This window comes from Thalassospira profundimaris (assembly GCF_003326755.1).
Classification (GTDB): Bacteria; Pseudomonadota; Alphaproteobacteria; order Rhodospirillales; family Thalassospiraceae; genus Thalassospira; species Thalassospira profundimaris_B.
Genome location: NZ_JPWH01000057.1, coordinates 1 through 2500 on the forward strand (window position 1 = coordinate 1; position 2500 = coordinate 2500).

1 protein-coding gene, 1 tRNA gene and 1 rRNA gene (1 of these 3 cut by a window edge) are annotated in these 2500 nt (G+C 53.2%); all 3 read left to right on the top strand.

What is annotated here, in order from left to right:
- The coding region (locus TH25_RS25355) for a hypothetical protein (RefSeq protein WP_220151508.1) at positions 1 to 180 on the top strand (180 nt) is incomplete at its 5' end.
- 28 nt (positions 181 to 208) lie between these two features.
- Positions 209 to 284, top strand: a tRNA-Ala gene (locus TH25_RS24435).
- Between the two features lie 737 nt (positions 285 to 1021).
- Positions 1022 to 2500: ribosomal RNA gene (locus tag TH25_RS24440) — 23S ribosomal RNA — on the top strand (it continues 1271 nt past the right edge of the window).

Here is a 2500-nt window from a genome sequence, read left to right on the forward strand (position 1 = left end):
TCAGAAGTTCAACTCTTCTCAGGCCCACCATTATTAAATGGTGCAACGCTCCATACAGTGTTGAGCGTTCTAGCGGATATGACTGAAGCCGGTTATGTGGCGGGTTTGTCGTTGCGATTTGGCGCAAGCATGTTGTTAAAGACATTGCGCGCCGGGTTGGCCGGCGGCGGCGCGCCCTGAATGCCGGAGGCATTCAGCAAACATTACCGGGGGTGTAGCTCAGTTGGGAGAGCGCCTGCTTTGCAAGCAGGAGGTCATCGGTTCGATCCCGTTCACCTCCACCAGTTTTTGAAAGCGCGCTAGCGCCGGTCAGAATGACCGCGCAGGCGAGCGACAAAATGGTGGGAATGGTCGAGACGATACAGGTAGTCAGGTTTGCCACAAGGCAGCGCAGTTGTTTAGGACACTGCACGCCGGGTTGGCCGGCGGCGGCGTGCACTGAATGCTGGAAGCATTCAGGTTATATTATGCTCAATCGCCGCAGCACACTCCGTGTGCCTGGCTCGCGCCACACGGCGCGGCGTTCCAGTCGGAACGCGGGAGCGATACTAAATGGTGGGAACGAGACGCCGATTGGTGATGCCGTAGTCGAGATCGTTGCGCACTGAATGTCGGAGACATTCAGGCAGCCAATAAGAGGTTTGGGAGCTGAAAGCATATTCGCGCCGGGTTGGCCGGCGGCGGCGCGCGCTGAATGTCGGAGACATTCAGGCAGCTAAAAAGAGGTTTGGAAGCTACGAGTTTCCAGCATTAGCTGGAGAAAAGATATTTGACATTGTGAATATACGGTTTCCAGCATTAGCTGGAGAAGAGATATTTGACATTGTGAATAGGGAATACATGACGAGTTTCCAGCATGAGCTGGAGAAAAGATATTTGACATTGTGAATAGGGAATACATGAGAACGGATCTTTCCGTTGTGATTTTTCGCACCGAAAGAACGTGATCGCGATAACTATCTGTATGTGTCTGGCAGGGTTTTACCCCTGCGCAAGACGCAGCACAGTTAGCTGAGGGATCTCTCAAGCATAAGAAGGGCATCTGGTGGATGCCTTGGCGTCAAGAGGCGATGAAAGACGTGGCACTCTGCGATAAGCTACGGTGAGCCGAGAGCAGGCTTTGACCCGTAGATTTCTGAATGGGGAAACCCCACCCAATAGGGTGATCATATGGTGAATACATAGCCATATGAGGCGAACCCGGAGAACTGAAACATCTCAGTACCCGGAGGAAAGGACATCAACCGAGACTCCGCAAGTAGTGGCGAGCGAACGCGGACCAGGCCAGTGGCCTATGATCAAGAACCGGAACGATCTGGAAAGGTCGGCCATAGTGGGTGACAGCCCCGTACGGGTAGAAAGATCATAGGTCCTCGAGTAGGGCGGGACACGTGAAATCCTGTCTGAACATGGGGGGACCACCCTCCAAGCCTAAGTACTCCTTGACGACCGATAGTGTACCAGTACCGTGAGGGAAAGGTGAAAAGCACCCCGATAAGGGGAGTGAAATAGTTCCTGAAACCGGATGCCTACAAGCAGTTGGAGCCTCTTTATGGGGTGACAGCGTACCTCTTGCATAATGGGTCAGCGAGTTAGTCTTACAAGCGAGCTTAAGCCGATAGGTGTAGGCGCAGCGAAAGCGAGTCTGAATAGGGCGATTGAGTTTGTGGGATTAGACCCGAAACCAGGTGATCTAGCCATGAGCAGGTTGAAGGTGATGTAACAGTCACTGGAGGACCGAACCCACGTCTGTTGAAAAAGACGGGGATGACTTGTGGTTAGGGGTGAAAGGCCAATCAAACCTGGAGATAGCTGGTTCTCCGCGAAATCTATTTAGGTAGAGCGTCAGACGAATACCTTCGGGGGTAGAGCACTGAATGGGCTAGGGGGCCTTACCGGCTTACCAAACCTAATCAAACTCCGAATACCGAAGAGTAGTATCTGGCAGACAGACTACGGGTGCTAAGGTCCGTGGTCGAGAGGGAAACAGCCCAGACCGCCAGTTAAGGTCCCAAAGTTGTGGCTAAGTGGGAAAGGATGTAGGACGGCCAAGACAACCAGGACGTTGGCTTAGAAGCAGCCATCGTTTAAAGAAAGCGTAACAGCTCACTGGTCTAAACAAGCTGTCCCGCGCCGAAGATGTACCGGGGCTCAAGCCACACACCGAAACTGCGGATTTGTTCCTTATGGAACAAGTGGTAGCGGAGCGTTCCGTAAGCCTGTGAAGGTGTACCGTAAGGTATGCTGGAGGTATCGGAAGCGAGAATGCTGACATGAGTAGCGACAAAGGGAGTGAGAACCTCCCTCGCCGAAAGCCCAAGGGTTCCTGCGCAAGGCCAATCCGCGCAGGGTGAGTCGGCCCCTAAGACGAGGCGGAAACGCGTAGTCGATGGGAAACAGGTTAATATTCCTGTACCCGTGAGAAGTGACGGCCTTCGAAAGTTGTACCTCCTTACTGGATTGGAGGTGCCGCCTGGAAGGTCCAGGAAATAACTCTCAC